This window comes from Rhizobium sp. BK176 (genome assembly GCF_024808055.1).
This window is the reverse complement of sequence record NZ_JANUBV010000002.1, coordinates 466,598-487,594: the sequence shown is the minus strand read 5'-3', so window position 1 is coordinate 487,594 and position 20,997 is coordinate 466,598. Positions and strand designations below refer to the sequence as shown.

At 61.0% G+C, this 20,997-nt stretch carries 23 protein-coding genes; 16 read left to right on the top strand and 7 right to left on the bottom strand.

Features of this window, described 5'->3' with window-relative positions; all coding sequences use genetic code 11:
• The first annotated feature begins 60 nt into the window (after positions 1-60).
• The 4 genes from FHT76_RS11670 to FHT76_RS11655 all read left to right on the top strand — a co-directional run bounded on the left by FHT76_RS11670 (position 61) and on the right by FHT76_RS11655 (position 2,310).
• Positions 61-813, top strand: coding sequence for a F0F1 ATP synthase subunit A (locus tag FHT76_RS11670; protein ID WP_016552933.1), 753 nt, complete (start codon positions 61-63; stop codon positions 811-813).
• A 69-nt stretch (positions 814-882) separates the two neighbouring features.
• Entirely contained in the window at positions 883-1,110 is a 228-nt protein-coding gene (locus FHT76_RS11665; RefSeq protein WP_016552934.1) for a F0F1 ATP synthase subunit C, read from the top strand.
• Between the two features lie 78 nt (positions 1,111-1,188).
• On the top strand, positions 1,189-1,815 hold the full coding sequence (locus FHT76_RS11660; protein WP_183752376.1) for a F0F1 ATP synthase subunit B: 627 nt from the start codon (positions 1,189-1,191) through the stop codon (positions 1,813-1,815).
• A 3-nt stretch (positions 1,816-1,818) separates the two neighbouring features.
• The gene (locus FHT76_RS11655) at positions 1,819-2,310 is read left to right on the top strand and encodes a F0F1 ATP synthase subunit B (RefSeq protein WP_114711695.1); all 492 of its coding nucleotides are present in this window, start codon (positions 1,819-1,821) and stop codon (positions 2,308-2,310) included.
• A gap of 80 nt (positions 2,311-2,390) precedes the next feature.
• On the opposite strand, the gene FHT76_RS11650 is transcribed toward FHT76_RS11655, so the two are convergent.
• Both FHT76_RS11650 and FHT76_RS11645 read right to left on the bottom strand, forming a co-directional pair.
• Entirely contained in the window at positions 2,391-3,080 is a 690-nt protein-coding gene (locus FHT76_RS11650; protein ID WP_259185596.1) for a ribonuclease HII, read from the bottom strand.
• Between the two features lie 111 nt (positions 3,081-3,191).
• Positions 3,192-4,349, bottom strand: coding sequence for a PA0069 family radical SAM protein (locus FHT76_RS11645; RefSeq protein ID WP_183859991.1), 1,158 nt, complete (start codon positions 4,347-4,349; stop codon positions 3,192-3,194).
• A gap of 137 nt (positions 4,350-4,486) precedes the next feature.
• On the opposite strand from FHT76_RS11645, the gene FHT76_RS11640 reads away from it, so the two are divergent.
• Positions 4,487-5,005 (top strand): glycosyl transferase, encoded by a 519-nt coding sequence (locus FHT76_RS11640; protein WP_183859989.1) that lies wholly within the window; start codon positions 4,487-4,489, stop codon positions 5,003-5,005.
• A gap of 176 nt (positions 5,006-5,181) precedes the next feature.
• Positions 5,182-5,499 carry a hypothetical protein gene (locus FHT76_RS11635; RefSeq protein WP_183752362.1) on the top strand — a complete coding sequence of 106 codons (318 nt, stop codon included), beginning with the start codon at positions 5,182-5,184 and terminating at the stop codon, positions 5,497-5,499.
• Positions 5,500-5,529: 30 nt separating this feature from the next.
• On the opposite strand, the gene moaB is transcribed toward FHT76_RS11635, so the two are convergent.
• From moaB to FHT76_RS11615, 4 genes are all read right to left on the bottom strand, one after another.
• Complete coding sequence (gene moaB, locus FHT76_RS11630) at positions 5,530-6,081, bottom strand: molybdenum cofactor biosynthesis protein B (RefSeq protein WP_183859987.1); 552 nt, start codon at positions 6,079-6,081, stop codon at positions 5,530-5,532.
• On the bottom strand, positions 6,065-6,973 hold the full coding sequence (locus tag FHT76_RS11625; RefSeq protein WP_183859985.1) for a 4-(cytidine 5'-diphospho)-2-C-methyl-D-erythritol kinase: 909 nt from the start codon (positions 6,971-6,973) through the stop codon (positions 6,065-6,067). Before FHT76_RS11625 ends, moaB begins: the two co-directional genes overlap by 17 nt.
• 6 nt (positions 6,974-6,979) lie before the next feature.
• Positions 6,980-8,809, bottom strand: a complete 1,830-nt coding sequence (locus FHT76_RS11620; RefSeq protein WP_183752357.1) for a tetratricopeptide repeat protein — start codon at positions 8,807-8,809, stop codon at positions 6,980-6,982.
• Between the two features lie 129 nt (positions 8,810-8,938).
• Positions 8,939-9,955 carry a polyprenyl synthetase family protein gene (locus tag FHT76_RS11615; protein WP_016552944.1) on the bottom strand — a complete coding sequence of 339 codons (1,017 nt, stop codon included), beginning with the start codon at positions 9,953-9,955 and terminating at the stop codon, positions 8,939-8,941.
• A 108-nt stretch (positions 9,956-10,063) separates the two neighbouring features.
• Here FHT76_RS11615 and FHT76_RS11610 point away from each other — a divergent pair, with 108 nt between their 5' ends.
• Together FHT76_RS11610 and FHT76_RS11605 are read left to right on the top strand one after the other, a co-directional pair.
• Positions 10,064-10,291: a DUF2007 domain-containing protein gene (locus FHT76_RS11610; protein WP_016552945.1), complete on the top strand. Its 228-nt coding sequence runs from the start codon at positions 10,064-10,066 to the stop codon at positions 10,289-10,291.
• A 7-nt stretch (positions 10,292-10,298) separates the two neighbouring features.
• Positions 10,299-11,075 (top strand): tRNA1(Val) (adenine(37)-N6)-methyltransferase, encoded by a 777-nt coding sequence (locus FHT76_RS11605; RefSeq protein WP_183860742.1) that lies wholly within the window; start codon positions 10,299-10,301, stop codon positions 11,073-11,075.
• Here the strand turns inward: FHT76_RS11605 and FHT76_RS11600 are convergent.
• Positions 11,072-12,412, bottom strand: coding sequence for an Nramp family divalent metal transporter (locus FHT76_RS11600; RefSeq protein WP_183859983.1), 1,341 nt, complete (start codon positions 12,410-12,412; stop codon positions 11,072-11,074). The two genes, FHT76_RS11605 and FHT76_RS11600, sit on opposite strands and share 4 nt — an antisense overlap.
• 168 nt (positions 12,413-12,580) lie before the next feature.
• Here FHT76_RS11600 and FHT76_RS11595 point away from each other — a divergent pair, with 168 nt between their 5' ends.
• From FHT76_RS11595 to FHT76_RS11560, 8 genes are all read left to right on the top strand, one after another.
• On the top strand, positions 12,581-13,441 hold the full coding sequence (locus FHT76_RS11595) for a S49 family peptidase (RefSeq protein ID WP_183752353.1): 861 nt from the start codon (positions 12,581-12,583) through the stop codon (positions 13,439-13,441).
• A 19-nt stretch (positions 13,442-13,460) separates the two neighbouring features.
• Positions 13,461-13,655 carry a hypothetical protein gene (locus FHT76_RS11590; RefSeq protein ID WP_016552949.1) on the top strand — a complete coding sequence of 65 codons (195 nt, stop codon included), beginning with the start codon at positions 13,461-13,463 and terminating at the stop codon, positions 13,653-13,655.
• Between the two features lie 77 nt (positions 13,656-13,732).
• A complete protein-coding gene (locus FHT76_RS11585) occupies positions 13,733-14,692 on the top strand; it encodes a glycine--tRNA ligase subunit alpha (RefSeq protein WP_183752351.1) in 960 nt (319 codons plus the stop codon).
• Positions 14,693-15,028: 336 nt separating this feature from the next.
• Positions 15,029-15,580: a LemA family protein gene (locus FHT76_RS11580; RefSeq protein WP_114711716.1), complete on the top strand. Its 552-nt coding sequence runs from the start codon at positions 15,029-15,031 to the stop codon at positions 15,578-15,580.
• Positions 15,581-15,672: 92 nt separating this feature from the next.
• A complete protein-coding gene (aroA, locus tag FHT76_RS11575; RefSeq protein ID WP_183859981.1) occupies positions 15,673-16,932 on the top strand; it encodes a 3-phosphoshikimate 1-carboxyvinyltransferase in 1,260 nt (419 codons plus the stop codon).
• Between the two features lie 40 nt (positions 16,933-16,972).
• Positions 16,973-18,913, top strand: a complete 1,941-nt coding sequence (locus FHT76_RS11570) for a DUF2207 domain-containing protein (RefSeq protein WP_183860740.1) — start codon at positions 16,973-16,975, stop codon at positions 18,911-18,913.
• Between the two features lie 124 nt (positions 18,914-19,037).
• Positions 19,038-20,309 carry a phosphoribosylamine--glycine ligase gene (purD, locus tag FHT76_RS11565; protein ID WP_183859979.1) on the top strand — a complete coding sequence of 424 codons (1,272 nt, stop codon included), beginning with the start codon at positions 19,038-19,040 and terminating at the stop codon, positions 20,307-20,309.
• Positions 20,310-20,412: 103 nt separating this feature from the next.
• A complete protein-coding gene (locus tag FHT76_RS11560; RefSeq protein ID WP_183859977.1) occupies positions 20,413-20,877 on the top strand; it encodes a plant virulence effector HPE1-like domain-containing protein in 465 nt (154 codons plus the stop codon).
• The last annotated feature ends 120 nt before the right edge of the window (positions 20,878-20,997 follow it).

Below are 20,997 nucleotides of genomic sequence, written 5' to 3'. Positions count from 1 at the left end.
GGCGTTCGATCCAGTGCAATAATCCCGTCTTGCGCGGGCTAAAGATAGAGAGAACAAGCGGTGTCTAACGATCCGACCCATCAGTTCCTGATCCAGAAGATTGTGCCGATCGAAGTCGGTGGAATTGATTTCTCGTTTACGAATGCATCGCTCTTCATGGTGGCCTCTGCTGCCGTCGCTGCTGGCTTTCTGTACTTCTCGACGTCGAATCGGGCGATCGTGCCGGGCCGTTCCCAGTCGGTGGCCGAGATGTCCTACGAGTTCATCGCCAACATGCTGAAGGAAGGCGCCGGGTCCAAGGGGATGAAGTTCTTCCCATTGGTTTTCTCGCTCTTCATGTTCGTGCTGACTGCAAACCTGCTCGGCATGTTCCCGTACTTCTTCACGATCACCAGCCAGATCATCGTGACCTTCGCGCTGGCGCTGCTCGTCATCGGTACGGTTCTGGTCTACGGTTTCTATAAGCACGGCTTCCACTTCCTGAATATCTTCGTGCCGCAGGGCGTTCCGGGCATTCTTCTGCCGCTGGTCGTGTCGATCGAAATCATCTCCTTCCTCTCCCGCCCGATTTCGCTCTCCGTTCGTCTTTTCGCCAACATGCTGGCTGGCCACATCACCCTGAAGGTGTTCGCAGGCTTCGTCGCCTCGCTTGGAGCGCTGGGTGCGCTCGGCGTTGGCGGTGCCATCCTTCCCCTCATCATGACGGTCGCCCTGACCGGTCTCGAGTTCCTCGTTGCCTTCCTCCAGGCTTACGTCTTTGCGGTGCTGACTTGCATGTACCTCAATGACGCGATCCATCCGGGCGGCCACTAAGGATACCGATGTTGACGTCCATGGGCGTCAGTCAATTCGCCGTAACAACCATTTCAAAGGAGTGAAAATATGGATCCCATCGCAGCAAAGTACATCGGCGCAGGTCTGGCTTGCCTCGGTATGGCCGGTACGGCTCTCGGCCTCGGCAACATCTTCGGCAGCTACCTGTCCGGCGCGCTGCGCAACCCGTCTGCCGCTGACAGCCAGTTCGGCCGTCTGGTTTTCGGCTTCGCCGTTACGGAAGCTCTGGGCATCTTCTCGCTGCTCGTCGCTCTCCTCCTGCTCTTCGCCGTTTAATACAGGCGCATTGAAGGATCACGGCCTGCAGCCCGCATGCCGTGATCCTTTGCATTTGCAGTACACCTGGAGGTGAGCATGTTTTTTGTGACCCCGGCTTACGCCGAAGAGGCCCCGGCGGGAACCGCAGAAACTGGTGCAGACGCGCATGCCGCCCCGGCTGCAGGCGATGTCCACACCGAGACCGGCGTACCAGCCGAGCATCATGGTGGCGGCGTATTCCCGCCTTTCGATGCGAAGACCTACCCCTCGCAGCTGCTGTGGCTGGCGATTACGTTTGTCGCCTTCTTCGTGCTCATGCAAAAGGTCATCGCACCGCGCATCGGCAATATTCTCGAGCAGCGCCACAGCCGCATCTCGCAGGATCTCGGTGAGGCAAGCCGCCTGAAGGCGGAGGCCGACGCCGACGTTGCCGCTTACGAAGCCGAGCTGGCCGCAGCCCGCGCCAAGTCAAATTCGATCGGTACCGCAGCCCGCGACGCTGCCAAGCTGAAGGCCGAAGCCGACCGCAAGGCCGTTGAAGCAAGCCTGGCTGAAAAGCTGAAGGCTGCCGAAGGCCGCATCGCCGACATCAAGGCGAAGGCGTTCGCGGACGTCGGTGCGATCGCTGAAGAAACCGCAACCGCCGTCGTAGAACAGCTGATCGGCACCTCCGCGAAGGCAGATGTTGCCGCTGCGGTTGCAGACATCAAGAAGGGGGCTTGATCGATGGAATTTGCACTCGACGCAACATTCTTCGCATTTGTCGGCCTCGTCCTGTTCCTGGCGCTGGTTGTCTACCTGAAGGTTCCGGGTATGATGGCAAAGTCGCTGGACGACCGTGCTGATCAGATCCGCAACGAACTGTCGGAAGCCAAGCGTCTGCGTGAAGAGGCCCAGCATCTGCTGGCCGAGTATCAGCGCAAGCGCAAGGAAGCTGAAGCCGAAGCCGCACACATCGTTGCTGCGGCCGAGCGCGAAGCCGAAATGCTGACGGCTGAAGCCAAGAAGAAAACGGAAGAATTCGTTGCCAACCGCACGGCCGTTTCCGAACAGAAGATCAAGCAGGCTGAAGCCGACGCGATGAAGGCTGTTCGTTCCGCTGCCGTCGATCTGGCTATTGCCGCTGCCGAGAACGTTCTGGCGAAGAAGGCAGACACGAAGGTTCAGTCCGAGCTCTTCAGCGACGCCATCGGTAACGTCAAGAGCCGCCTCAACTAAGGTGAGCATTACGCTTTCGAAAAGCCCCGCTTTGCGGGGCTTTTTTAGTTTGGGACCTTAGTTGTCGTCGGTAAGCGAGATCAGTCGATTCCGATATCGACATCGATATCGACGCCCTGCACCTTCTTCAGCGGGCTGAAGGTCATGCGATGCAGCGAGCACGGACCGTGCTTCTCGATGCCGGCGCGGTGTTGCGCGGTGCCATAGCCGACATGCGCAGCAAAGCCATAAGCGGGAAACGTACTGTCGGCACGCGCCATCATGCGGTCGCGCGTCACCTTGGCGACGATGGAGGCTGCGGCGATCGAGACGGAGCGCGCGTCTCCCTTGACGACAGCCTGGCCGGGGCAGAGAAGGCCAGGCGGCACATCGAAGCCGTCTGTCAGCACATAGCTAGCAGGGATCGACAAGCCACAGATGGCACGCCGCATGGCATCCAGGCTCGCCTTGCGGATATCCGTTTCATCGATGCGTGTAGAACTTGACGAGGCGATCGACACCGTTGCGGTCGCGAGGATCTGCGCAAAGAGCTCCTCGCGCTTCTGTGCCGAAAGCTGCTTCGAATCGTTCAAGCCATCGGGAATACGCTTGGGGTCGAGGATGACGGCGGCTGCGACCACTGGGCCAGCGAGAGGACCGCGTCCAGCTTCATCCGCGCCGGCGACCGGCCAGTGGCCAGCCTTGCGCGCCTTCAGCTCGAGCCGAAAATCCGGCACGAGGGGGACGTCTTCGAAAAGCATAGGAGAATCGGGTGGCGTGCGACGTTTCATGCGGCTGACCTTCGCACGCCAACCCGATTTCCTGCAAGTCCCCGGATCAGGGCGGCGGGCCGGGGACTTGAGCGCGGAAGGGCAGGGCGACCATCCGCGAAGCTGGAAAAATCAAAGCAGCGAAAGCTGCACGCCGCTGCCATCGGGCGGAACGAAGAGATCATCCCGCAACGGCATGCTGCGGCGGGTCATGCCGAGCCGTTTCGTCGCCATTTCGAAACGGCGCGCAATCTGCCAAGCGTAAGGCCCAGCGCCCTTCATTCGCTTGCCGAACTCCGCGTCGTAATCCTTGCCGCCGCGCATCGAGCGGACGAGCGACATGACATGCCGGTAGCGGTCGGGATAATTCTGCAGCAGCCAGTCCCGAAATAGCGGCGAGACTTCGAGCGGCAGACGCAGGATGACATAGCCCGCCTCTGTAGCACCCGCCGCATGGGCTGACTCCAAGATACGCTCGAGTTCATGGTCGTTGAGCGCCGGAATCATCGGGGCAGCCATCACCGATGTCTGGATGCCTGCCTCTGAGAGGGCGCGGATGGCTTCCAGCCGACGCGTGGGGGTCGAGGCGCGGGGCTCCATCGTCCGCGCGAGCTTTCGGTCGAGCGTGGTGACCGACAGTGACACGCGGACGAGATTCCTCTCCGCCATCGCCGAGAGAATATCGAGGTCGCGCATGATCATCGCCGATTTGGTGACGATCGAAACCGGATGGTTCGCCTTCTCAAGCACCTCGAGAATCTGCCGCATGATGCGCCATTCCTTCTCGATCGGCTGGTAGGGATCGGTGTTGGTGCCGATCGCGATCACGCGCGGCTTATAGCCGGGCTTTGCCAGTTCACGTTCCAGCAGCTTGGCTGCATCCGGCTTCGCAAAGAGCTTGGCTTCAAAGTCGAGACCGGCGGAAAGCCCCATATAGGCGTGCGTTGGCCGCGCGAAGCAGTAGATGCAGCCGTGCTCGCAGCCGCGATAGGGATTGATCGAGCGGTCGAAGGGAATGTCCGGTGACTCGTTGCGGGTGATTGCCGTCCGAGGCTTCTCGATCTGAACCTCGGTCTTGAACGGCGGCAGGTCTTCAAGATTCTGCCAGCCATCATCGATGGCCTCCCGGCGCATAGGTTCGAAACGTCCGCTTGGATTCAATCCCGCCGCACGTCCGCGGCGACGGTCGACATCGATCCGCAAGCCGGCAGATACGATCATCGCATCGGCAATATCTGCCGTATTGGCAGGCGCGAATGCGGCCTGCCCTGCAAGGGACTGCTCGTTCATCGGATTCTCCGCTGGCGAAAGCTTTGCTTTCGTCCGTTTTGATGATTAAATTCCTATCGATAAAATGAGAACAATGCAAGAACAAAATGAGGAAAGTGCCGCTGGCAAAATTTTGTGCGGCGCTCTATGAATAGGCAATGTTGACAGTAGTACTGGAATGCCAGGATCAGGAACCTGAGCTGGCGCAGACGTTATCGGTGTTGGTTGCAGGCGCGGTGGAGGGGCTCGTCAGCGACGTGGTGGTGCTGGACCATGACTCGCGGGACGGGACGTCGCGGGTGGCCGACGCCGCCGGCTGCCGCTTTCATTCGCAATGGGATATCAAGGATATAGTGCACTCTGCGCGAGGCGAATGGTTGCTTTTCGTGGAGCCGGGGGCACGACCGCAGACCGGCTGGATCGATGAGATTGCTGAGTATATGGCCCTCAACAAGCTGCCGGCGCGGTTCACCGCGTCGCGTGGATACCGGCGGCCTTTCCTGCAGCGTATTAGCCGGGCCTCTTCGCCACTGGAACTTGGACTTCTCCTTCCCAAGAAGCAGGCGGTGGCAACCGCAAGAAGCGGCATGCGCCTTTCCGAATTCGCAAAGGGGCAGAAGCTGCGGAAGCTTTCCAGCGAGCTGATTCCATCCTGGGTCGCGCGCGCCGCCCGATAGCGGTTATCTCCATCTCCGCAATAATGGCGCCCGATACGATTTCGCGCTATAATTCGGTCATGGCGCCGCCCGAGCGCCGCGCTTCGTGACGGTCGACCATGGAATGCCGGCAGACGGCAGAACAGGTCAGCGGAAGTCTCCTCTTCTGCCGGTTATCCGGCAAAGGGAGGTGCGTCATGAAACGCAATATGATCCACGGCCTTGTATCGGCGGTCATATTGGCGACATTGATGATCGCGCATCCGCATTCGGCAGCATCGCAGATGATGCGCAGTTGCGCAGCCCGATCCGAGGTCGTCAATTTTCTCGACAAGAACTTTGCCGAAAGGCTGACGGCAGTCGGACTGGTCAATCAGAACGCCATGCTTGAGGTCTACGCTGCGCAGAGCGGCACGTGGACGCTGCTCATTACCGATACCAGAGGCATAAGCTGCCTTCTGCTGTCGGGCGATAGTTGGGAAACGATGCCCAACCTGCCGGGCATTGGGACATAGCACGACGGACTGTGTGGCCGGAGAAGATCCTTACTTGCCGGCGCCGCGCTTCAGATGCTCGTCGAGGCGCGGCATGATCTCCACGAAGTTGCAGGGCATGTGGCGATAGTCGAGCTGGGATTTCAGGATGCCGTCCCAGGCATCCTTGCAGGCGCCGGGGGAGCCCGGCAGGACGAAGATGAAGGTTGCGTTGGCAACGCCTGCCGTGGCTCTGGACTGAATGGTCGAGGTGCCGATCTTGTCGTAGGAGATGCGGTGGAAGACCGCCGAAAAGCCGTCCATCTTCTTCTCGAAAAGCGGCTCCAGAGCCTCCGGCGTAACGTCGCGGCCGGTAAAACCCGTTCCTCCCGTCGTGATCACGACGTCGATATCGTCTCGTTCCGTCCAGGCCTTGACGCGCGAGGCGATTGCCAGCCGATCATCGGGAACGATCGCACGATCGATCAGCCGGTGGCCCGCCTCCTTGATTCTGGCAGCCAGCGTATCGCCGGAGCGATCATCGGAAAGCGTCCGCGTATCCGAGACCGTCAGCACGGCAATGCCAACCGGAATGAAGGTTCGCGTCTCATCCAGCCCTGGCATCACGACCTCCAGCAATCGTTTCCGTTGCTTCGAAATACCAGTCCGGCCGGTCGTTGTGAAGCATCGCAGCCGCGCCTTGAGCCGCTGCAAGCGACGCAAAAATGCCGTAGCACGTGGCGCCGGAGCCTGACATACGAACGAGCGAGGCTCCCTGCGTCCTGAGCATCGCCGAGATTTCGGCGATCTCAGGCAGTATCTCACGCGCGACCGGCTCAAGGTCGTTGCGCATCGCGCCTATCGTCTCTACCCAGCTAGGGCGAGGTGCCATGTCGAGCGGCGGATTGGTCTTTGTTGTCAGCTTACGGAAGACTTCCGGCGTCGATACACCCTTCAGAGGGTTTGCCAGTACGATGGCAAAGATCGGCATGTCGTTGAGGAGGGTGATTTTCTCGCCGATGCCCCGGGCGACAAGCGGCTGACTGGCCAGGCACATCGGCACGTCGGCGCCAAGGCGAACGGCGATTGCCGCAACTGTCTCAGGCGGAAGCGACGCGTCCCACAGCTTCATCAGACCGCGAAGCGTCGCCGCGGCATCCGCCGAGCCGCCGCCGATCCCCGACGCGATCGGAAGGTTCTTCTGGAGCTGGATCCGGACGGAGGGAGTGCTGCCACCCTCGCGAGCGATCGCGTCGCGCAAAAAATCTCGGGCCTTAAGGACAAGATTGTCGTCACGGCTGTCGCCAAGCGCTTCGGCGAAGCGCCCGGAGATCTCGAATTCGTCCTGCTGGGCCGGCGTAAACTGCAACCGATCTCCATGCCGGGTGAAGGTCACCAACATATCGAGGAGATGGTATCCATCAGATCTCTGGCCCGTCACATGCAGGGCCAGATTGATCTTTGCCGGAGCGTCCTCGATGACGGTCACGTCATCGCGCAAACTCGCCGTTGGCATCGCCTATCAGGACTTCTTATCCGTGGGCTTCGGCTCGACGGGCGCCGGGTCCGGCTGCTTTTTGTCGGCGGCCCTTGAGCTGTCGGTATCCTGCGGCAAGCCGTTGGCGATCTTTTCCTTGATCTTCGGGATCTCGGCGGCCTCAGGCTCCGAGCTCAGCGCACGGTTCCATTGGTAGACGGCTTCGAGTTTGCGCCCGACACGCCAGTAGGCATCGCCCAGATGGTCGTTGATCGTGGCGTCGCCAGCCTTGATCTGAGCGGCCTTCTCCAACTCGTTAACCGCGTCATCGAAGCGGTTCAGTCGGAAGTAGGCCCAACCGAGCGAGTCGATGATGTAACCGTCGTCGGGCCTCAGATCGACGGCCTTCTTGATCATCGCCAGTCCCTCATCGAGGTTCCGGTTCATGTCGATCCAGGAGTAGCCGAGGTAGTTCAGCACTTGCGGCTGGTCCGGATTGAGCGCCAGCGCCTTGCGGAAATTCGGCTCGGCCTGGTCCCACTTCTTGAGGCGTTCATAGGCGATGCCGCGCTGGAAGAAGACTGTCCATGCGCTCCTGCCGGGTAGTGGACCAAGGACTTCGACCGCCTTGTCGTAATTGTCGGCCATCGCGGCATAATCCTTCGCATCCGACAGTACGCTGCCATAAGCGAGGTAGCTGCGAACGTCCTTCGGATCCGAGGCGATCAGGCTCTGCAGGTGCTTGCGTGCTTCTTCCACCTTGCCGCCTTGAGCCAGGGCAAGGCCGAGCTGAAGTTCGGAGATGCGGCGCATCGGCGAGGTCTCTGGCACCTGCTTGTAGAGAGCAATCGCGCGGTCCATCTGCTCCTGCTTCTCGGCAATGCCGCCAAGCATGACAAGCGTATCAGCACTGTCCGGATCAAGCGTCTTCGCGGTCTGCAGATAAAGCGAAACGATGTCTTCAGCCCCGTCGCGGTTCAGCGCGCCGCCGATGGAGAATAGGACGCCGGCCGCTCCCTGCTTGGCAGTCTGAACCTGCTGTTCCTGCTTTTCGCCCTTTTCGATGCTTTGGCGCAACGCGTTCAGCGGAGCGTAGTTGGGCAGCAGGTTGTCTCCGACGGAAATCGCGTCCAGCGCCTTCTGCTTGTTGCCCTGCGAGGCTTCCAGGCGGGCAAGCGCCATGACAGCGCGCATGAAGGTATCAGGCGCCGTCGCGCCGCCGTCCTTGTCGAGCACGGCATCGTTGAGGTTCTGACGGGCGGCCTTGACGTCGCCGTTCACGATCGCGATTGCCCCGGCATTATAAGACTTGAAGATACCGACCCAATCCGGTCCCTTCATCCTCTGCACCATCGACAGGGCATCCTTGCCACGGCCGGAGCCGACGCGAGCCCAGGCGGCAAGCAGATCGTTCATCATGCGGTCGAGATCGTTCGGCCCGGTATATTTCAGGAGCGATTCAGCCGTCTTGTATTCGCCGCGACGAATGGCATCCATGCTGCGCACGATCGTCGTGATGCGCTCGACCGTCGGGTCGCCCTTGAGATCGTTGGCGTATTTCACGCCGTCCTTGATGTCGCCGTTCAGAAGCAGCGAGATCATCAGGCGCTGGCGAATTTCCGGATTGCCAGGCTCGATCTGCAGCGCCTTCTTGTACAACTCGATCGCCGTCTCGTAATCGTGATCGACGTCGGCAGTCCGGGCAGCCAAAAATGCGCCGGAGAAGCTCGTGACGCTATCCGGATCGAAGATTACTGTGGCGGCATCGTCCTTCTTGGCCGTCTCTTCGGCATTCACGCCGCCGAGCGCTGCCAGCGAGATGACCGCTGCCATGGCTGCGCTCGAAAGAAGACGGATGGCAAGTTTTTGCCGCATTAGAAAACCTCTCTTGTCGGGCAGCCGGCCTCGTCCGGCTGCAAATCAGTTGAATTGACTGACTCACAACAGGATGGCTTTTTTGAAGCGGTCCTGCAATAAAATCAGTCCGCGATCAGTGACCGTCGATTAGTTGACGCGCTCGATGCAGAAGTCGATGACTTCCATCAGAGCCGATTTCCATGCCGTGTCCGGAAGCGGCGCGAGCGCATCGCGTGCGATCGTCCCGTAATGAACCGCGCGGGCAATGGTATCGTTCAGCGTGCCATACTTGGTAATCAGGCCAAGCGCCTTTTCGAGATGCTGATCGCTGCTCTCGCCGCCTTCAATGGCTTGTCGCCAGAAGGCCCGTTCTTCCTCGGTCCCGCGGCGATAGGCCAAGATAACCGGTAGCGTGATCTTGCCTTCGCGGAAGTCGTCGCCGACATTCTTGCCGAGATCGGCTGCCTTGCCGCCGTAGTCAAGCGCGTCGTCGACGAGCTGGAAGGCAAGGCCGAGGTTCATGCCGTAGGATTTCAGCGCGTTGCGCCCGGATTTGCCGGCATCGGCGACGATTGGGCCGACTTCGGCAGCCGCGGCGAACAATGCCGCCGTCTTGGCCCGGATAACGGCAAGGTAATCGTCTTCCGTCGTTTCCATGTTCTTGGCGACGGAGAGCTGCAGCACTTCGCCTTCGGCGATCACGCAAGCGGCCGCGGAGAGGACGTCCAGCGCATCGAGCGAGCCGACATCCACCATCATACGGAACGCCTGGCCGAGCAGGAAGTCGCCGACGAGCACGCTTGCCTGGTTGCCCCAGATCATGCGGGCCGTGGACTTGCCCCGACGAAGGTCGCTTTCATCGACGACATCATCATGCAGCAACGTCGCCGTGTGCATGAACTCGACGGATGTCGCGAGCTTGATGTGGTTCTCGCCCTTGTAGCCGAACAATGCGGCCGACGCCAAAGTCAGCATCGGACGCAGACGCTTGCCGCCGGACGAGATGAGATGGTTGGCCACCTCGGGAATCATCTGGACGTCGGAGCCGGCCTTGGAAAGGATAAGCTGGTTCACCCGCTCCATGTCCGCCTTGGTCAAATCGACCAGCGGCTTGACGGATGCCAGTTTGTTTTTGCTTTCTTCAAGCGGTATGACCACGCCCAACGACCCGGACTCCTGTTAAATTATTGAGTTCGACAATAGAAAGGGGCGATTGGCGCGGCAAGGGGTGAATTGTCGCGTCGCGCAAATTTGAAAGGGATTTTCCCGCAAATGCATGAACTTATTCGCGCCAACGATCCCGTGCTGCTCTCCTTCGCGGAAAGTCTGCTGAAGGATGCCGGTATTCACTGCTTCATCGCCGATCAGGGCATGAGCATTCTGGAAGGGTCGCTCGGCATGCTGCCGCGCCGACTCCTTGTCGATGACGAACAAGCCGATCGAGCGCGACGCATTCTGGTGGATGCCGGACTAGGCGGCGAACTGCGCGCTCCGAAGTGAGTCTATGATGACGGGGAATATTGCCGAAACCATAGACGCCTTCCATCGGGGGCTCTTCCATGTGCTGCAGCCGAAGGGCAGGGGGCACCGTTCCGGCATGGACGCGATGTTGCTTGCTGCGCTCGTCGCCGATGACCGTCCGGTCAAGGTTGCCGATCTTGGCGCCGGCGCCGGTGCTGCCGGCTTGGCCGTGGCGTCGCGTCTGCCGAGGGCCGAAGTCGTGCTTTTCGAACGCTCCGGCGAGATGGCTGACTATGCGCGCCGCAGCATCCTGCTGCCGGAAAATGCACATGTCGCGGACCGTGTCGCCGTAGTTGAAGCGGATGTGACCCTGAAGGCGAAGGCGCGCAATGAGGCCGGCCTTGTCGACGAGAGCTTCCATCACGTCATCATGAACCCGCCGTTCAACGATGCAGGTGATCGCCGCACCCCCGATGCCTTGAAGGCGGAGGCACACGCGATGACGGACGGACTGTTCGAAAGCTGGGTGCGGACGGCCGGGGCGATCATGATCCCCGGCGGGCAGCTATCACTCATCGCGCGACCGGAATCGATTGCCGAGATCATTGACGCCTGCGGGCGCCGCTTCGGCGGCATCGAAGTCACCGCGATCCATCCGCGCGAGGGCGAGAACGCCGTGCGCATCCTGGTCACGGCGATAAAAGGGTCGCGCGCGCGGCTTTCGCTGCGCGCGCCACTCATCATGCACGAGGAGGGGACGCATAAATTCTCCCCCTTCGTCGACGATCTCAACAATGGCCGGGCGGCCTATGCCAGGCGCTAACCGACGACGAAGTCGAATAGCAGCTTGACGTTCAGGCCGGCAATCAGGACCGCAATCACATAAGCGATTCCGCTCAGCCAGCGTGGAGCGACCAGCGCGCCCATCTTCGCCTTGCTGGCCGTAAACATTACCAGCGGGAAGACAGCGAAGGAAAGCTGCAGGCTGAGCACCACCTGTGTCAGGATCAGCAGTTCCGCCGTGCCCTTGTCTCCGTACCAAATGGTGACGAAGGCGGCCGGAATGATGGCGATCGCACGCGTGATCAGGCGGCGGACCCATGGCTGGAGTCTGATCTTCAGGAAGCCTTCCATGACGATCTGGCCCGCAAGCGTTGCGGTTACGGTCGAATTCAGGCCGCAGCAGAGCAGCGCGATGCCGAACAGTGTCGGCGCGATTGCAAGGCCGAGCAACGGCGCAAGCAGCGACGAGGCTTCGCCCAATTCCACGACATCCGTCTTGCCATTGGTATGGAAGGCAGCCGCCGCGAGGATCAGGATCGAAGCGTTGATCAGCAGCGCAAAGCACAACGCGATGGTCGAGTCGATCGTCGCATAGGTCAGCGCCTCGCGCTTCTCCGGTATCGTATGGCCGTATGCGCGCGTCTGGACGATACCGGAATGCAGATAAAGATTGTGCGGCATCACGGTGGCGCCGAGAATGCCGAGCGCGAGATAAAGCATCTCGGGATTGGAAACGATCTCGGTCGTTGGGAAGAAGCCCCGGATTACAGCGCCCCATTCCGGATCCGCCAGGAAGATCTGCACGCCGAAGCATACAGCGATGATGCCGAGCAGGGCAATCACGAAGGCTTCCACCCAGCGGAAGCCGATCTTCTGCAGATAGAGAATAAGGAAGACGTCGAGCGAGGTGATAAGCACGCCGAGTTCTAGTGGGATGCCGAAGAGCAGGTTGAGGCCGATGGCTGTGCCGATCACTTCGGCAATATCGGTTGCGATAATGGCGATTTCCGCAAAAGCCCACAGTGGCACCGAGACGTATTTCGGATAGGCGTCACGGCAGGCCTGGGCAAGGTCCCGGCCGGAGGCGATAGCAAGCCGAGCACAGAGCGATTGCAGAACGATCGCCATCAGGTTGGACAGCAACGCGACGGTCAACAGCGCATAGCCGAACTTCGAACCACCGGCGAGCGAAGTCGCCCAGTTGCCGGGATCCATATAGCCGACGGCGACCATGTAGCCGGGACCGAGGAACGCAGCGACGCGGCGCCAGCGCGAGCCCTGTTTGTGCGTCTGGACCGAACGGTAAACATCGGAAAGCGATGCCTCTTCGCGCTCGTGTCGCCAGCCGGTCTTCGCGTTCGGATTTACGATGTCCATGAGTGTCCGCCTATTTTCGATGCAACCAGTATGTCTGATTGGAATGATAATGCAAGTCATTCGCAACAAGAATTGTGGTTCGCAGATGTTTTCTGCGGCAGCCATTGCGTTTGTCGCTCCGTTGCATACATGGAAGACGTTCGCTGATCTTGTCGCAAAGGATGGAAAATGGCCGGATTTTTGAAGAGGTTGCTGCCGAAGCGTTTCCGTAGGGACGGCGTGGTAATCCCCGTCGTCCGGCTTCACGGCCCGATCATGAGCGGTGGAAGCCAATTCCGGCCGACGCTCAATCTGGCCTCCGCCGCGCAGGTCCTCGAAAAGGCCTTCAGCTTCAAGGATGCGCCGGCGGTTGCCATCTCGCTCAATTCTCCAGGCGGCTCTCCGGTTCAGTCGCGCCTCGTCTTCAGCCGCATCCGCGACCTTGCGCGTGAAAAGCAGAAGAAGGTTCTTGTCTTCGTCGAGGATGTTGCCGCATCCGGCGGCTACATGATCGCTCTTGCCGGCGACGAGATCATTGCGGACCCCACCTCCATCGTCGGCTCGATCGGCGTCGTCTCCGGCGGCTTCGGCTTTCCGGAGCTGCTAAAGAAGATCGGAGTAGAGCGCCGCGTCTATACGGCGGGTGAGAACAAGGTGATCCTCGATCCGTTCCAACCGGAGAAGGAAAAGGACATTGAATACCTGAAGACCCTTCAGCTGGAGATTCATCAGGTCTTCATCTCCATGGTTCGCGAACGGCGCGCTGGTAAGTTGAAGAACGACGATGTGGTCTTTTCTGGCCTTTTCTGGACCGGCACTCGCGGCCTCGAACTCGGCCTTATCGACGGACTGGGCGACATGCGTCAGGAATTGAAGCGTCGCTATGGGGCGAAAACCAAGCTCGAACTGGTGATGCCAGCGCGCGGTCTTTTCGGAAGGCGCATTCCGGGTATATCGTCAGCCAACCTGGAAGGCGCAGGCGCCGGTCTCGCAACCGGGCTCGTCGACGCCGCCGAGGAGAAAGCATTGTGGAGCCGCTACGGGCTCTGAGGGATTAAAGGCTGGCATCATGCCGCAACTGATAATCATCGTCGTTCTGCTGGTCGGCGCCTGGCTTCTCTATCGCCGCTTCGTCGCCGACGCGCAACGACTGGCCGCACGATCCCGTCGGGAAGAGAAGGAGCGCCAGACCGGCGCCATCGGCACGCTGGTCAAGGATCCGGTTACCGGCGAATACCACCTGAAAAAGGACGAGGACGAGTAGGGCCGTAAAAGCCTTGACCCGTCTGGCCGGGCGTGGCACCTGTCCGCGCACTTTTGTACGAATTCGGAAGCCGTTCCATGTCTGCAGCAATCCCCGACCATATGAACCCGAAGCGCTCGTTCCAGGCGCTGATCCTTACGCTCCATAACTATTGGGCGGACAAGGGTTGTGCGGTGCTGCAGCCTTACGACATGGAGGTTGGCGCCGGCACGTTCCATCCGGCAACGACGCTTCGTGCGCTCGGCCCGAAGCCATGGAAGGCTGCTTATGTGCAGCCGTCGCGCCGTCCCTCGGACGGCCGTTATGGCGAGAACCCGAACCGCCTGCAGCACTATTACCAGTATCAGGTCCTGCTGAAGCCAAACCCGCCGAACCTGCAGGAACTCTATCTCGGCTCGCTCGCCGCCATCGGCCTCGATCCGCTGCTGCATGACATCCGTTTCGTCGAAGACGACTGGGAAAGCCCGACGCTCGGCGCCTGGGGTCTCGGCTGGGAGTGCTGGTGCGACGGCATGGAAGTGTCGCAGTTTACTTATTTCCAGCAGGTCTGCGGTATCGAATGCTCGCCCGTCGCGGGCGAGTTGACCTATGGTCTCGAGCGTCTGGCGATGTATGTGCAGGGCGTCGACAACGTCTACGACCTGAACTTCAACGGCCGCGAAGGCGACGAGAAGATCAGCTACGGCGATGTCTTCCTACAGGCCGAACAGGAATATTCACGGCACAATTTCGAATACGCCAATACGGAAATGCTGCATCGCCACTTCATCGATGCCGAAAAGGAATGCCAGGCGCTTCTCGCCGCCGGCGCTCCTGGCGACAGCGATAATCAGAAGCTGCACAAGTGCGTCTTCCCGGCTTACGATCAGTGCATCAAGGCGTCACACGTTTTCAATCTGCTGGATGCGCGCGGCGTCATCTCGGTTACCGAACGTCAGAGCTATATCCTGCGTGTGCGGACGCTGGCGAAGGCCTGCGGTGAGGCCTTCCTGCAGACGGATGCGGGTGGGGTGAACTTGGCGAAAACCGCCGCTTGAAGAGCGGCAGTCAGCGGCGCTCGTCGCTTCTGATCTCGACGCGGCGTTCCACCGGACGAGCCTTGCTCTGGACGAAAAAGTACGTTGCGATGGCCAGTATGTTGAGCAGGAAAATAAACGCGCTCATGGTCTGAATGATCCTTGTCGCAGTTTGCGTATGCACGCCAGTTCAACGTGCAGAGTGAAAATAGGGCTTCGGCCGGTGCGACGGTATCGTGATTTTTCACTACCCCCGTCCGGTGATTGCCCCGAAAGAGGGCCGGAATGCGGGATGACAATCTGCGGTAACCCGCATAGTCTCCGGGCATACTTTCGGTCGTTGCGGGGGATTCGCGAATGTATGTAATTCTTGGCCTTATTGTTCTGGTCGCGCTCTATGCCGTCTTTGTCTACAACGGCCTTGTTCGCGCGCGGCAGATGGCCGAGGAAGCCTGGTCCGGCATCGATGTGCAGCTGAAGCGCCGCGCCGACCTGATCCCGAACCTGATCGAGACGGTCAAGGGCTATGCCGCCCACGAGAAGACGACACTCGAAGAGGTCGTTGCCCTGCGCAATAAGGCGCAATCGGTTCCGACGGGCGACGTCGCCGGCCGCGCCCAGGCGGAAGGTCTACTCGGCCAGGCGCTCGGCCGTGTGCTGGCCCTGGCCGAAGCCTATCCCGACCTGAAGGCGAACGAAAATTTCCGCGAGTTGCAGACCTCGCTGGAGACGATGGAAAGCGAAATCCAGATGGCCCGCCGTTACTACAATGGCGCCGCCCGTGATCTGAACGTCAAGGTCGAAAGCTTCCCCTCCAACCTTGTCGCTGGCCAGTTCGGCTTCCAGAAGCGGGACTATTTCGAGATCACCAACGAAGCGGATCGCGCCGTTCCGACGGTAAAGTTCTGATATCCGCCATTTGCCTTTGCGTAAAAACTGCTATGAGCAGGGCATGATCGTGGCCTGATATGGCCCTCGCGCAAAGACGGAAAAGACAGGCAATGAGTAAAGACAAGCTCACCATCATCCCGCCGGACAAGCCGCTGACAGGTCGCGCCGTCCCGCCCGGCTCGAAATCGATCACCAACCGCGCGCTGCTCCTGGCAGGTCTCGCCAAGGGCAGGAGCCGCCTGACCGGCGCTTTGAAGAGCGACGACACGCGCTATATGGCCGACGCTCTCCGCGCCATGGGTGTCATCATCGAAGAGCCGGATGACACGAGCTTTGTCGTCACGGGCAGCGGCAAGCTGCTGCCGCCGCAGGTGCCGCTTTTCCTCGGCAACGCCGGAACGGCGACGCGCTTCCTCACGGCCGCTGCCGCCCTGGTGGATGGCACCGTCGTCGTCGACGGCGACCAGCACATGCGCAAGCGCCCGATCGGTCCGCTGGTCGATGCACTGCGTTCGCTCGGCATCGACGCGTCGACCGAAACCGGCTGCCCGCCGGTCACCGTCAAGGGCACTGGCCGTTTTGAGGCGAGCCGCATCCAGATCGATGGCGGCCTGTCGAGCCAATATGTCTCGGCGCTGCTGATGATGGCTGCTGGCGGCGACAAGGCGGTGACGATCGAACTGCTAGGCGAGGACATCGGCGCGCTCGGCTACATCGATCTGACCACAGCGGCGATGCGCGCCTTCGGCGCCAAGGTCGAGAAGACGAGCGCGGTGACCTGGCGCGTCGAGCCGACCGGCTACACGGCAGCAGATTTCGTGATCGAGCCCGACGCCTCTGCCGCGACCTATCTCTGGGCGGCCGAAGTGCTGACATCGGGCAAGATCGACCTCGGTGTCGCGAATGGCGCGTTCACGCAGCCGGACGCGAAGGCCTATGATCTGATCGCCCAATTCCCGCATCTTCCAGCCGTTATCGACGGTTCGCAGATGCAGGATGCTGTTCCGACCTTGGCCGTTCTTGCGGCTTTCAACGAGACGCCGGTCCGCTTCGTCGGCATCGCCAATCTGCGCGTCAAGGAATGCGATCGTATCCGCGCCGTCTCGACCGGGCTCAACAACATCCGCCAGGGGCTCGCGGCCGAGGAAGGCGACGATCTGGTTGTCCAGTCCGATCCATCGCTGGTTGGACAACGCCTGCCTGCCAACATCGACACCTTCGCCGACCATCGCATTGCCATGAGCTTTGCGCTCGCCGGCCTGAAGATCGCGGGCATCACGATCCTCGATCCGGACTGCGTCGGCAAAACCTTCCCGGCCTATTGGCGCATGCTCGCAGGGCTTGGCGTGACCTATACCGACGAGGGCTGAGATTATCTGAAGCGGCCGCGCGCCGCAGGCGAGGGGTATGATGATCCGACGGCTTTCCGGCCTTTGCTTCGTTCTGTTTCTGATGCTTGCGGGGCGTGGCGCCATCGCTGCGGAGGTGATCGACGCCTTCACCTCTGACATCGCGCTTGAGAAGAGCGGTGCGATGACGGTGACGGAGACGATCTCCGTCAATGCCGAAGGCAATCGTATCCGGCGCGGTATCTTCCGCGATTTTCCGTTGACCTATCAGGATGCGGAAGGCCGTCTCCGCCGCGTCGATTTCGACGTCATATCGGTGAAGCGCGATGGCCGCGACGAGCCATGGCATACCGAGTCCATCAGCGGCGGTATCCGCATCTATGCCGGCTCGGAAGACGTCACCGTGAGCTACGGCCGCCACGACTACGTCTTCACCTACCGCACCAACCGCCAGATCCGCTACTTCGACGATCATGATGAACTCTATTGGAATGTCACCGGCAACGGCTGGATCTTCCCAATCCTGACGGCGACGGCCGCGGTAAATCTGCCTGGCGGTGTCAATGCGACCGACACGGCTTTCTTCACAGGGCCCCAAGGCGCGACCGACAGGAACGCGAAGGTGTCCGGCGGCGGGGCGCGACTGCTGTTTTCGACGACCCAGCCGCTCAATGCCGGGGAAGGACTGACGATCGCCGTCAAGATGCCGAAGGGCTCGATCAATCCGCCGAGTGCCGACGATGAACGTCGCTGGTGGCTGAGCGACAACCGCGACTACTTCCTCGGATTCGGCGGGCTCATTCTTGTCTTCCTCTACTACACGCGCTCCTGGCTGAAGGTCGGCCGTGACCCGGCGCGCGGCGTGCTGGTGCCGCGCTGGGATCCGCCCGACGGCATATCGCCGGCACTGGTGAACTATATCGACAATCGTGGCTTCTCCGGCCAGGGCTGGACGGCGCTGTCGGCCACTGCCCTCAATCTGGCGGTGCGCGGCTATGTCGTGCTGGACGACCTCAAGAATTCGATCATCATTCGTCGCACCGACAAGCCGGTTGGCAAAGAAAGGCTGGAAGCCGGAGAAGCCAGCCTGCTCAACGCAGTGGGAACCAAGGGCTCGCTGGCGATCGACGAGGCTAACGGAACGAAGGTGAAATCGGTGGGCGACAGCTTCCGCGCCGCCATCGAGCGCGAGCACCGCGGCAAGTACTACAACGCGAATACCGGCTACACGACGGGCGGCATCGCGCTCAGCGCCGCGTCACTGGTGGCCCTTTTCGTCTTCGGAACGCTGGAGCCCGATACCATCGCCTTGATGATCATTCCGATCGTCGTTGTCGTCTTCCTCTCGGTTTTCGTTGCCGGTTTCGCCAAGTCACTCCGTCCGGGCAGATCGCTTGGCGCCAAGATCATGTCCGTGATCGCGATCGCCTTTGCCGTCTTCATCGGCTTCAGCATCGTGTCGTCACTGGCACTGGCGCTGTTCTCCTCGCTGGTCGAACTCCACGAAACGCCGATGCTCTTTGCCATCGGCGGCATCATTCTCCTGAACCTGCTCTACGTCTTCATCATGGGAGCGCCGACCCCGCTCGGTGCCAAGCTGATGGACGGCATCGACGGTCTGCGCCAGTACATGACGCTGGCCGAGAAGGACCGCATGAACATGGCGGGCGCGCCTCAGATGTCGCCTCAGCATTTCGAGAAACTGCTGCCCTATGCCGTGGCGCTCGGCGTTGAAAAGCCCTGGTCGCGCGCCTTCGAGACATGGCTTGCCGCAGCAGCGGCAGGCGCCGCGGCCGCTTACGCCCCATCGTGGTATTCCGGCAATTTCGGCAGCGGCAACTTTTCCGATCGTATCGGCGGCTTCTCCTCGTCGATGGCCTCAACCATCGCGTCCACCATTCCGGCGCCGCCGTCCAGTTCATCCTCCGGCTTTTCCGGTGGCGGTTCCTCGGGCGGCTTCTCTGGTGGCGGCGGTGGCGGTGGCGGCGGTGGCGGCTGGTAGGACCCCGCGAAGCAATCCGGCTTGCCCAGCGGTAAGCATTCCTGCTTGACCCGGGCAAGCATTCTCGCTTGACCTTTCGGCGCTCTCCCCTTAACCGCCAGACGGAAACGTGAAAGGGACGGGCATGAAGGTTCTGTTGATCGGATCGGGCGGACGCGAACACGCATTGGCCTGGAAGCTGGCGCAATCGCCTCTCATGACGGAATTCTACGCCGCGCCCGGCAATCCCGGCATCGCCGAGCATGCGACCCTGATTGCCCTCAATGTCGACGACCATGATGCCGTCATCGCCTTCTGCAAGGACAAGGCGATCGACTTCGTCGTCGTCGGCCCGGAAGCGCCGCTCGTCGCCGGCATTGCCGACAAGCTGCGCGCCGAAGGCTACGCCGTCTTCGGCCCGTCGGCGGCGGCGGCCCAGCTCGAGGGCTCGAAGGGCTTCACCAAGGATATCTGCGCCCGCTACGACATTCCGACCGGCGCCTACCAGCGCTTCAACAACGCTCCGAAGGCCAAGGCCTATATCCGTGAGCAGGGCGCCCCGATCGTCGTCAAGGCCGATGGTCTTGCTGCCGGAAAGGGCGTGACCGTCGCCATGACCGTCGATGAGGCGCTCGCCGCCGTCGACGACTGCTTCGAGGGTGCCTTCGGTGCGGCTGGTGCCGAGGTTGTCATCGAAGCCTATCTCGACGGCGAGGAGGCGAGCTTCTTCTGCCTCTGCGACGGCAAGCATGTCCTGCCGCTCGCAACGGCCCAGGATCACAAGCGGGTGGGCGAGGGCGACACCGGCCCGAACACGGGCGGCATGGGCGCCTACTCCCCTGCGCCTGTGATGACATCAGAGATGGTCGAGCGCACGATGAAGGAAATCATCGAGCCGACCATGCGCGGCATGGCCGAGAGCGGCTATCCCTTTTCCGGCGTCTTCTTCGCCGGCCTGATGATAACAGCCAAGGGCCCCGAGCTTATCGAATACAATGTCCGCTTTGGCGATCCCGAGTGCCAGGTGCTGATGATGCGCCTGAAGAGCGATCTTCTACCGCTCCTCCATGCTACCGCCACCGGCACGCTCGATCAGGTGTCCGCCGAATGGACGGATGATCCGGCCCTCACGGTCGTCATGGCATCGAAGGGCTATCCGGGCCCCTACGACAAAAACACCTCCATCCGCCATATCCCGGAAGCAGGCGAGGGCGCCAAGGTGTTTCACGCCGGCACAGCCCTGAAGGATGGAGCACTGGTCGCAACCGGCGGCCGTGTCCTGAACGTTACCGCGACAGGCAAGACCGTTGGCGAGGCGCAGGTTCGTGCCTACACGCTGCTCGACAAGGTCGATTGGGACAACGGTTTCTGCCGCCGTGACATCGGCTGGCGCGCGATCGAACGCGAAAAGGCGTGAGCAAACCCGAAATCGGGTCAGTTCTCTAAATTTTTACCCTTTCCCCTGACGGGATGGAAACAAAGCCGCGCTAATCTCCTCTCAACGTGAGACGGAGTGTTCCATGCGTCAGGTTCTCTTGGGTGCGATAGCTGTGTTTGCGGCAGGTTCTGCCTGTGCCTCCTCGATCGAGGTGGTCGGCAAGGACGCGCATACCGATGGCGGGAGCATCAGCCAGGAAAGCTGCCAAACCTGCCCACCGCTTGAAACCGTCGAACGCAAGAAGGACTACACGGTCCCGACGCTCGCGCCCGGCTCGCTGCAATCCTCGGAAATTCGCGATGTCGATGGCCAGAAGAAGCTTTATCGCACCGAAGGCTGGATGGGTGGCTCGCCGGTCGTTTTCGTAACCAAGGCCCCAACCGAGTCCATGACAGCCGCCAAGCAGCCGGCCGACAACATTGACCGTGCCTCGACGACGGCGGCGGTTATCGGTGGCGACGTCAAGCCGATCGCGGCGGGCCTGGGAGCTGCGCCGAAGGAACAAATGACGCCGCTCGACGTTTCTAAGTTCGAGCTTCGGCCCTGATTTCCAGTTCCCTGCCCCAGCCTGACCAAGGTTTCGGTCGACCGGGGTCCACCCCCGCGGTGGATAAAATGCGTCCCTGAGAGAAGCAGGGGCGCATTTTTCGTTTCTAGTGCGCCTTGC

Coding starts and splice junctions, on each gene's coding strand:
- FHT76_RS11665 (WP_016552934.1), top strand. CDS start 883: ATGGATCCCATCGCAGCAAAGTACATCGGCGCAGGTCTGGCTTGCCTC.
- FHT76_RS11660 (WP_183752376.1), top strand. CDS start 1,189: ATGTTTTTTGTGACCCCGGCTTACGCCGAAGAGGCCCCGGCGGGAACC.
- FHT76_RS11655 (WP_114711695.1), top strand. CDS start 1,819: ATGGAATTTGCACTCGACGCAACATTCTTCGCATTTGTCGGCCTCGTC.
- FHT76_RS11650 (WP_259185596.1), bottom strand. CDS start 3,080: ATGAAACGTCGCACGCCACCCGATTCTCCTATGCTTTTCGAAGACGTC.
- FHT76_RS11645 (WP_183859991.1), bottom strand. CDS start 4,349: ATGAACGAGCAGTCCCTTGCAGGGCAGGCCGCATTCGCGCCTGCCAAT.
- FHT76_RS11640 (WP_183859989.1), top strand. CDS start 4,487: ATGTTGACAGTAGTACTGGAATGCCAGGATCAGGAACCTGAGCTGGCG.
- FHT76_RS11635 (WP_183752362.1), top strand. CDS start 5,182: ATGAAACGCAATATGATCCACGGCCTTGTATCGGCGGTCATATTGGCG.
- moaB (WP_183859987.1), bottom strand. CDS start 6,081: ATGCCAGGGCTGGATGAGACGCGAACCTTCATTCCGGTTGGCATTGCC.
- FHT76_RS11625 (WP_183859985.1), bottom strand. CDS start 6,973: ATGCCAACGGCGAGTTTGCGCGATGACGTGACCGTCATCGAGGACGCT.
- FHT76_RS11620 (WP_183752357.1), bottom strand. CDS start 8,809: ATGCGGCAAAAACTTGCCATCCGTCTTCTTTCGAGCGCAGCCATGGCA.
- FHT76_RS11610 (WP_016552945.1), top strand. CDS start 10,064: ATGCATGAACTTATTCGCGCCAACGATCCCGTGCTGCTCTCCTTCGCG.
- FHT76_RS11605 (WP_183860742.1), top strand. CDS start 10,299: ATGACGGGGAATATTGCCGAAACCATAGACGCCTTCCATCGGGGGCTC.
- FHT76_RS11600 (WP_183859983.1), bottom strand. CDS start 12,412: ATGGACATCGTAAATCCGAACGCGAAGACCGGCTGGCGACACGAGCGC.
- FHT76_RS11595 (WP_183752353.1), top strand. CDS start 12,581: ATGGCCGGATTTTTGAAGAGGTTGCTGCCGAAGCGTTTCCGTAGGGAC.
- FHT76_RS11590 (WP_016552949.1), top strand. CDS start 13,461: ATGCCGCAACTGATAATCATCGTCGTTCTGCTGGTCGGCGCCTGGCTT.
- FHT76_RS11585 (WP_183752351.1), top strand. CDS start 13,733: ATGTCTGCAGCAATCCCCGACCATATGAACCCGAAGCGCTCGTTCCAG.
- FHT76_RS11580 (WP_114711716.1), top strand. CDS start 15,029: ATGTATGTAATTCTTGGCCTTATTGTTCTGGTCGCGCTCTATGCCGTC.
- aroA (WP_183859981.1), top strand. CDS start 15,673: ATGAGTAAAGACAAGCTCACCATCATCCCGCCGGACAAGCCGCTGACA.
- FHT76_RS11570 (WP_183860740.1), top strand. CDS start 16,973: ATGATCCGACGGCTTTCCGGCCTTTGCTTCGTTCTGTTTCTGATGCTT.
- purD (WP_183859979.1), top strand. CDS start 19,038: ATGAAGGTTCTGTTGATCGGATCGGGCGGACGCGAACACGCATTGGCC.
- FHT76_RS11560 (WP_183859977.1), top strand. CDS start 20,413: ATGCGTCAGGTTCTCTTGGGTGCGATAGCTGTGTTTGCGGCAGGTTCT.